Source organism: Methylocaldum sp., from assembly GCF_035627495.1.
GTDB lineage: Bacteria > Pseudomonadota > Gammaproteobacteria > Methylococcales > Methylococcaceae > Methylocaldum.
On record NZ_DASPLO010000216.1, the window covers coordinates 1 to 7473 of the forward strand.

The following is a 7473-nucleotide window of genomic DNA, read 5'->3' on the forward strand; positions in this document are numbered from 1 at the left end:
CTGGTCTGGGTCCGGCTCAAGTCCTTGGCGGCTCAAACCGGTCGAACGGTCTATCAACTCAAGCACGGCTTACTGGATGACTACCTTATTCGACAACTTAAAAATCCTTCGCTAGAAATGCGTCTTGCGTAAGTCCTGTAAGTGTAAGATAGGGGATATCCATGGCATCTCTTCGATTTGCCTTTGATCTTGACACGGTGCGCCTTCACCCGAGAAATGTCCATAGATCGGCAAAAAGAAATCCGATTAGGTAATTCCGAAACAACCTTGTATCCTGCTCTTAGTTTGTCGCGGCGCAAGAGCGGTCTTCGCCACGAGGGTTCGGAATTTTCCTCTCAGTCCATGCCGCCAGGCATCTGCTAGTCCCGCCTCCTCCTGCAAACCGCACGCAGTGTGTCCTTCCCGGATCACCCTGTGGTCTCCCCGAATGTTTCTTCTCTTGACCCAATGGAATCCATCATGCAAGCAGGCAACGTCATCGTTTTATTTTCCGAGGAATTTCACCAGCTAAAGAGCTTTTTCCAGAATATCCAGCCACCCTATACCTTGGAAAATATCGGCGGATTCAACTCAATTTATAAGCGCATCTATCCGCTATTGAATCGGGACGAGAAGCGCCGATCGGAGGAATTCGTCGACATTATGATTGATAACCTGGAACGGAAAGAATGGGCAGCGAAAATCTTTGGGGTCGTGTGATCTGCTTATCAGCGGCACCATAGACGATCGATTCCATACCATTGCGAGGTTGAGCCCGCTCTGCAACGGCGTTGTCCCGCTTGGGCTCGAAGTCTTGGCGAACTGCTGTCGAAATATCAGGCTTTCCATCGCGCGAAATCTGCGTCCTTATTAAAAAAGGACTGGGCGTGGCCGCGCCCCTTGGGCACCTGCCCCCGCCGGGCCATACGTGCAGTTACGTCCCGGCCCGAAGTCGGAGTGAACTCTCGCCTACCGGTCCGGCACTGAAATAGGCTGAAAAAATTGGAGTCGGCGTTGACCGATGAAGCTGGCGTAGTCTGCCAAGAGGCCTACCGCGTTGCTTCCGCCAACTCCCGCTTCAAACGCGAGATCTCCGCCTCCAGATCGCTCACCGGCTGGCGACTCTCGCCCACCTCGCTCAACTGTCCGGCACGGGCCTTATAGACCCAATTCGCCAAGGTCTTCGCGGATAGACCGAGCCGCCGCGCCGCTTCCGGCACGGACAGCTTATCCTCGGTGATCAATCTCACCGCCTGCTCACGAAACTCTGCCGTGAACGACTGTCTCGGTAATTTCGCCATCTCGTTCCTCCATCAATCAATCTACCGGATTTACACGATTGATGGCGTCCACTTTTTCGAGCCTAGCTCAATGACACTGAAGAAAAGAAATCCATCATCTTTTGGGTTCAGTCTCTGGACCGCAAACTTATCTTGCGCTTTTGCCAGAGCCGTCCCAGCACGAGGCCCGCAACAAATGCAGTCCCGAACAGTATCCCTTCCGTACTAGATATCCCCGCCGCAACTCCAGCATTCTGCTGAGCACTCGGACAGACTACTGAAGCTAATTCCTGCGTCGTAATCTGTGTCATTCTTGGAATATCATTGATCCCGTAAACGCAGATCTCACCTGTTGGAAGAGAGCAGAACCGCTCGGCAGGGCATTGCGTCAAAATTTTCTGCTTGGCCCCTTCACCGCAAATGGCCCCCGCTTCCTTCAGGACCTTAAGCGTTACCTCTGGGTACTTCGAAATTTGTTCCGGCATGAGCTATCCAACCCCACGACTCTTTACCTTAGAACAACGACTTCTAACATAGACCCCTTAAATGGGACCTTAGTTTGCACCATTTGTGTAAACTGGCTTCTCCTAAAAAAAACGTAAAGGCTTTCAATACCTTGCTGTCTTTAGCCAGGTCAATATTTAGTGGGTTTATACACCCTACCTTCCACCTCCCATGTCGAGCAAGCCAAAGCTGTTGCATCAGGTGTGGTGGAATCCGAAAAAGCCGCGTGCCGTCTGGATCTACCACCGCTGGCCAACTTTAGGTCACGGCACGACATCACAAAAAGCGTGCGCCCAAAAGAGCAGGCACGGCAATACTCGATTCGGGGCGTCCGAATCCGGACGTTCCCCGCGAGTACACGGGTTCGGCCGCTACGGGCGTCGTTATCGCTCCGGTCTTGCCGGGAATACCGGCGGGAGTATTCCTGCACATCTCAAGGCAGTCGCGGCGGAAGCTTTGCGGCTCGCTCTGCCGGCGCCGACAGCGCTGGCCGGTCCACAAGAGCCGCCCTGCTGAGTACCGCAAGACTACGGCCTAGAAGCACTGTGGGCGCTTGAGGCTCATCATAGGCAGACACTCACGGAACAAACCTGTTGCTCATCATGATCCAAACCTCATGGGCGTTCGGATGGATTCGTCCGGTTAATTACTGTTGGGCCATTGACCAGAAATACGTAGATGCGCGCAATTCTTATCCACGGCATGGGACGCACACCGGCAGGTATGTTGATCTTGGCGACACGCCTTCGGGCATCGGGTCTTCGACCCATTCTGTTTGGCTATTCGGCGACATTCGAGCGATGGAATGGCTGTGTTACGAGATTGGAAAACTTTATTGAAAAACACGCCGTGGCAGACCGCTTTATCATTGTGGGACATTCTCTCGGGACGGTCTTGACCCGCGCCGTCCTGCCAGAGCTCACCCGCAAACCAATAGCCTGTTTCTTTCTGGCGCCTCCGAGTCAGGCTTGTCTGGCCGCTCGCACATTCGCGCCTCGCCGACTTTACCGGCTGTTTACCGGGGAGATGGGGCAACTCCTGGCTAGCCGCCCGTTCATGGACTCGCTGCCGCAGCCCGATGTACCGACTAAAATCTATGCGGGAACCGGTGACCCGACTGGACTCTTTTCGCCGTTTGGAAAGGAGCCCGACAATGGCGTACTGACGGTCAAGGAAACGGTACTGCCGTCTGTGTCCGTGCAGACGGTGCCGTCGCTTCATACCTTTATCATGAACTCAAAAATCATCGCTCAAGATATTGTGAAAGTCACCCAATCTCTTTCATCTTCCGGGGCAGATTCGAGGAGCCGGATGCCCAAGCGGGCAGCCCGCCCTGGCGCCGTTTGAAGGTTCCGAGGTGAGGTGGACTTCAGTCTTGGTGGAACCCAGTATTTTCAACCTCAACTCAGCTGCATCCAGATCGTCTTTAACTCGGTGTACTGCTCATGAGCCGAAATTGACTTGTCGCGCCCGGCAAAGCCTGATTCCTTGAAGCCGCCGAACGGAGTCGTCATATCGCCTTCGGAGTAGCAGTTAACCGACACCGTCCCGGCACGAAGCGCCCGGGCAATGCGATGCGCCGCGTTGACGTCGCGGGTATAAAGGGAGGCCGCCAGCCCATAAGGGGTATCATTGGCCAGAGACACGGCCTCCTCTTCGGTAGCGAATGGAATCACGCACAGCACCGGGCCGAAAATCTCCTCTCGCGCAATCCGCATGCTGTTCGCGACGCCATCAAAGACGGTGGGCTCGATGAAATAGCCCCCCGTGTCCTCCAAACAGCGTTGGCCCCCGAGAACGAGCTTCGCGCCGGCCGCTTGGCCTGCGGCCACATAACCCAGCACTTTTTCCAGATGCCCCTTTTCGATCAGAGCCCCGAGGCGGGTTTCAGGATCCAAGGGATCGCCGACCTTCCAGGTTTTGCCGAGACGAATGATTTTCTCCAGCAGTGGGTCCTTGACGGATTGATGGACGATGAGCCGCGAGCCGCAGCTGCAATTCTCGCCCATGTTCCAAAACGCGGCGTTGGTGGCGTACTCAGCCACCTTATCGAGCTCGGCCGTGTCGGCCATGACGATCTGTGGGCTTTTGCCGCCGCATTCAAGGATGACGCGTTTCAGATTGGAATCAGCCGAATAGCGCAGAAACAACCGTCCCACTTCGGTAGACCCGGTGAACGCCACCATATCGATATCCCGGTGACGACCGATCGCCTGACCCGCGGTCTCGCCGAAGCCGGGCACGACGTTGAATACTCCGGCGGGAACTCCGGCCTCGGCGGCCCACTCCGCCATGCGCAACGCACTGAGAGACGTTTGCTCGGCGGGCTTCAAGACTACGCTGTTGCCCGCGGCCAAGGCCGGCCCGATTTTCCAGGCCGCCATTTGTGCCGGAAAGTTCCACGGAATCACGGCGCCCACCACACCTATGGGCTCGCGAACGATGAGGCCGAGGTTTTCGGGGCCCGTCGGCGCGATTCGGTCGTAAAGCTTGTCGATGAGCTCGGCGTGCCAGCGAATGCAATGAATGGTCTCCGGGATATCGATGGTCAAGCAATCGCTGATCGGTTTACCGGCTTCCAGCGAATCCAAGAGCGCCAATTCCGCAGCGTTGGCTTCGAGAAGATCGGCGAACCGGAGCAATGCCTTTTTGCGATCGCTTGGCTTCAGTGTTGACCAATGGCCGTTCTCGAAGGCTTGTCGCGCCGCATGTACGGCCCGGTCCACATCGGCGCCGTCGCATTCTGCAATTTGAGCAAGAACTTTGCCTGTGGCGGGATTCTCGGTAGCGAAACTCTTGCCGCTCAAGGCATCGACAAACTGGCCGTCGATGAAAGCTTGAGTACGGAAGTGGAGCTCGGTCATCGCCGTGTCCATCGCCGCTCGCTCTAAAGTGAGACTCATGGTTTTTTCTCCTCAAATGAAACGGTAGCCGGATCGACCGGGGGCGTTAGCGATCTCAAATAAGTCACCAGCAGCCATAGAGCTTCTTTGGAAAGTACCCCACCGTAGGCGGGCATTCCGTTCGGCCGGCCGGCATATATCGACTCGAAGATTTCGGCGTTCGATCCGCCGTAACGCCAGCGGCCATCCATGAGGCTCGGTCCGACCGCCCCCACCGCCCCGCTACCGTGGCAGCCATCGCAGTTCATGGTATTGAAGAGCGTGGCCCCCGACTCGATCGACTGCGCGTCATCTTGAAAAGGATTTTCCACAGGCTGCTCAGGCGGTGGGACTCCGCCGGCAAAAACGTGATTCCCGTGGCGCGCCTTGGGCGGTACGAGTGCGGCATCCTGCCGGTCAAGCGATACCGCCGACCGGGTTTTTCCGCCACACCCCGAAATCACCGTCAGTAAGCTGACCAGCGCGGCCGCCGCAAGGTTCCGGGTTAGCCCGCATTTCTCACACTCCTTCGTCGCGAGGGCGTCGAGACGCCGCTGTGGCGCGCCGCACGGACCGAGCGACGGCGAAGGCGTAGCTGACACTACGTCGAGCCGGCGCGAAGGAGTACGGTGCGCCACAGTGAGTGGATCGGCGTCCGCAGTCGGAGGGGTGTGAGAAATGCGGGCTATAGAGCAAAGAGCCATATCATCCCTCCCCGACTGGTGTGTTTCGCGATGTCCGGCATGAAGTCCGCCGGAGGCCGCACATCGGCTGGATCATCGGAGCGGGTATCGCCGCTGAGCAACAGCCAATCCCCCCCAAATCCGGCATAAATGGCCACATATTGCTTGCCGTCGGGGCCCAGATAAGTGATCGGATTGCCGATTACGCCGGACCCGACTTTGAACTTCCACAGCACCTCGCCGCTGCGGGCATCAACCGCCTTGAACCAGCCGTCCAGAGTTCCGTAAAAGAGTACATCGCCCCCGGTCACCAGCGCGCCGCTCCAAGCCGGATATTTCTCCTTGACCTCCCAGACCTTTTTGCCCTCGACCGCATCCCAGGCAATATAGGCCCCGAGATTCCCGCCGGCCCCGGGCCAGGCTTTGTACGGCATCGCCGCACCGATATACGGCGTTCCGGCCAGATAACCGGTCGCAACTGACTTGAAGTCCATGCATAGGTTGCTGGTCGGGACATAAAACAGCCGAGTGCGGGGCGAGTAGGCCGCGGGTTGCTGATTCTTTCCGCCTTCCAGATTGGGACAGATATCCTTCGCGACCTTTCCGGCCCCTGTCTCTTTTTCGGGGTTCACCTGTGGACGACCCGTTTTGAGATCGACCCGCTTGGCCCAGTTGACGTGGACATACGGTTTCGCCATCAGAAGCTCACCGTTGGTGCGATCGACGTTATAGGCGAAGCCGTTCTTATCGAAGTGCACCAGAGTCTTGCGGAGCTTCCCGCGGAAAGGCAGATCTACGAGGATGTGCTCCTGAGTCGCATCGAAATCCCAGTTGTCGTGCGGTGTTTGTTGATAGGCCCAGCGCACCCGCCCATCGTCGGGGTCGCGCGCCAGCATGCTGTTGGTCCACTTGTTATCGCCCGGGCGCTGCTTCGCGTTATAAGGCGCGGGATTGCCGGTCCCGTAATAGACGAGGTCGAGTTCGGGGTCGTAGGACAGCCATCCCCATACCGTGCCGCCGCCGATCTTCCAAGCCGCGTCATTCGGCCAACTTTTGGCCCCGAGATTTGCGCCTTTCTCCTGAGGGAGATGCGGGCGATAGAACGCCGTGTCGATCAGCACATCCTTGTCCGGACCGGTGCTGTAGCCCGTCCAGAGCAGCTTCCCCGTTTGAATGTCGAGCGCCTTGATCCAGCCCCGCACGCCGAGCTCGCCCCCCGCATTGCCCACCAGGACCTTGTTCTTGACGACTAGGGGCGCCATCGTGGTGGTCTCGCCGATTCGGATATCGGCCACCTGGGTTTTCCAAACTTCTTTGCCGGTCGCCGCATCGACAGCCACCGTGTAACCATCGAGCAGGTTATAGATGACCTTACCGCCAGCGTAAGCCGCGCCTCGATTGACCGTATCACAGCAGGCGATGCCTACGGACTGAGGGTTGACGAACGGGCGGTATTTCCATTTCAGCGGGTAGCCTTCCTCTCTCAAGTCGAAGGCGTAAAGCACGTTCGGGAATGGCGTGACCACATACAGTGTATCCTGCACCATGAGGGGCTGCCCCTCATGGCCCGCCAAAACACCCGTCGAGAACGTCCAGACCGGACGCAAGTGCTTCACGTTTTCGGTCGTGATCTCCTTGAGTCTGCTGTAACGAGTATTCGCATAATCCTTCGCCGGCATCGTCCATTGCCCCTCTTCCTCGGAAAGCCGGACCCGGTCCTGGGCACACGCCGGAACCACCGTGAATATCAAAAAGCTCGCGACCCATCCACGTGCCCAAAAGGTGAGGTGATTCATACCCTACCTATCCTCTGTCGACCCTGGTGAAATCATATTCGCCTCCGACTTGGCTTCAAAAAGTACTCCCAATTTAGCGCAGGAGAAAGGTCATCCGTGAAAATATCCGGGTGAAATGATGCTTCCGAACCTTACGCCACTACCTGTGCTCCGCAAGAACTCCGGATCGAGCTCGAAGACCGGGAAATTCGGTTTAATAGTGATAAAACTTATAGGACTTACGCAAAAACTGGGATTGGGAGGGCACTTGTTGGAGCGGAGCGCGTCAGAGCGGGATGGAAAAGAAGCCCATCACACGTCTGGATTACTGCCAATACTTGCTGGTGACCCAGATCAACTATACGTTGAC

7 protein-coding genes and 1 pseudogene are annotated in these 7473 nt (G+C 57.0%); 3 read left to right on the plus strand and 5 right to left on the minus strand.

Going from position 1 to position 7473, the window contains the following annotated elements:
* A pseudogene (locus VEB01_RS23255) lies at positions 1-132 on the plus strand (IS701 family transposase); the annotation flags it as partial.
* Positions 133-459: 327 nt separating this feature from the next.
* Positions 460-699: a hypothetical protein gene (locus VEB01_RS21425; RefSeq protein ID WP_324879077.1), complete on the plus strand. Its 240-nt coding sequence runs from the start codon at positions 460-462 to the stop codon at positions 697-699.
* Between the two features lie 329 nt (positions 700-1028).
* On the opposite strand, the gene VEB01_RS21430 is transcribed toward VEB01_RS21425, so the two are convergent.
* Positions 1029-1280: a transposase gene (locus VEB01_RS21430; RefSeq protein WP_324879079.1), complete on the minus strand. Its 252-nt coding sequence runs from the start codon at positions 1278-1280 to the stop codon at positions 1029-1031.
* Between the two features lie 107 nt (positions 1281-1387).
* Positions 1388-1744, minus strand: a complete 357-nt coding sequence (locus VEB01_RS21435) for a hypothetical protein (protein ID WP_324879081.1) — start codon at positions 1742-1744, stop codon at positions 1388-1390.
* Between the two features lie 697 nt (positions 1745-2441).
* On the opposite strand from VEB01_RS21435, the gene VEB01_RS21440 reads away from it, so the two are divergent.
* Positions 2442-3110 carry an alpha/beta hydrolase gene (locus VEB01_RS21440; protein ID WP_324879083.1) on the plus strand — a complete coding sequence of 223 codons (669 nt, stop codon included), beginning with the start codon at positions 2442-2444 and terminating at the stop codon, positions 3108-3110.
* A gap of 53 nt (positions 3111-3163) precedes the next feature.
* Here the strand turns inward: VEB01_RS21440 and VEB01_RS21445 are convergent, their stop codons facing one another.
* Genes VEB01_RS21445 through VEB01_RS21455 form a run of 3 tightly spaced genes read right to left on the minus strand, consistent with a single transcriptional unit; the run spans position 3164 to position 7124 of the window.
* Positions 3164-4666 (minus strand): aldehyde dehydrogenase, encoded by a 1503-nt coding sequence (locus tag VEB01_RS21445; RefSeq protein ID WP_324879085.1) that lies wholly within the window; start codon positions 4664-4666, stop codon positions 3164-3166.
* The gene (locus VEB01_RS21450; RefSeq protein ID WP_324879087.1) at positions 4663-5349 is read right to left on the minus strand and encodes a c-type cytochrome; all 687 of its coding nucleotides are present in this window, start codon (positions 5347-5349) and stop codon (positions 4663-4665) included. The genes VEB01_RS21445 and VEB01_RS21450 overlap by 4 nt, the downstream gene beginning before the upstream one ends.
* On the minus strand, positions 5331-7124 hold the full coding sequence (locus VEB01_RS21455; protein ID WP_324879090.1) for a PQQ-dependent dehydrogenase, methanol/ethanol family: 1794 nt from the start codon (positions 7122-7124) through the stop codon (positions 5331-5333). Before VEB01_RS21455 ends, VEB01_RS21450 begins: the two co-directional genes overlap by 19 nt.
* Positions 7125-7473: the final 349 nt, after the last annotated feature.

Excerpts from the sequence above, each read along its gene's own strand:
- VEB01_RS21440 (WP_324879083.1), top strand. The coding sequence starts at position 2,442 with ATGCGCGCAATTCTTATCCACGGCATGGGACGCACACCGGCAGGTATG.
- VEB01_RS21425 (WP_324879077.1), top strand. The coding sequence starts at position 460 with ATGCAAGCAGGCAACGTCATCGTTTTATTTTCCGAGGAATTTCACCAG.
- VEB01_RS21435 (WP_324879081.1), bottom strand. The coding sequence starts at position 1,744 with ATGCCGGAACAAATTTCGAAGTACCCAGAGGTAACGCTTAAGGTCCTG.
- VEB01_RS21445 (WP_324879085.1), bottom strand. The coding sequence starts at position 4,666 with ATGAGTCTCACTTTAGAGCGAGCGGCGATGGACACGGCGATGACCGAG.
- VEB01_RS21430 (WP_324879079.1), bottom strand. The coding sequence starts at position 1,280 with ATGGCGAAATTACCGAGACAGTCGTTCACGGCAGAGTTTCGTGAGCAG.
- VEB01_RS21455 (WP_324879090.1), bottom strand. The coding sequence starts at position 7,124 with ATGAATCACCTCACCTTTTGGGCACGTGGATGGGTCGCGAGCTTTTTG.
- VEB01_RS21450 (WP_324879087.1), bottom strand. The coding sequence starts at position 5,349 with ATGGCTCTTTGCTCTATAGCCCGCATTTCTCACACCCCTCCGACTGCG.